Below are 255 nucleotides of genomic sequence, written 5' to 3' on the forward strand. Positions count from 1 at the left end.
GCACCCTGTTGGTCAGCACCAGTTCTACCGTCAGGTCCGGGTGTGTGTCCTGCAGTTTCGCCAGGATAGGTGGTAATACCTCTTGCCCTATCACCTCGCTGGCCGTAACTCGCACTGTGCCTTGGATGCCTGAGCCTTGGCTTTCGGCCGCGCGCTTCAGCGCAGCGGCAGCGCTGTACATGGTCAGGGCAAACGGCTGCAGCGCTAGCGCCGCCTCGGTGGGTAGTAGCCCCGTTTGCGAACGGGTAAACAGCG

1 protein-coding gene is annotated in these 255 nt (G+C 62.4%); it reads right to left on the reverse strand.

Features of this window, described 5'->3' with window-relative positions:
- Nucleotides 1-255, reverse strand: a 255-nt coding sequence (locus NFX52_RS30730; protein WP_252636049.1) for a LysR substrate-binding domain-containing protein, incomplete at both ends; no start/stop codon positions are given.

The sequence above is a fragment of the Acidovorax facilis genome (assembly GCF_023913775.1).
In the GTDB taxonomy this organism is placed as follows: domain Bacteria; phylum Pseudomonadota; class Gammaproteobacteria; order Burkholderiales; family Burkholderiaceae_C; genus Acidovorax; species Acidovorax facilis.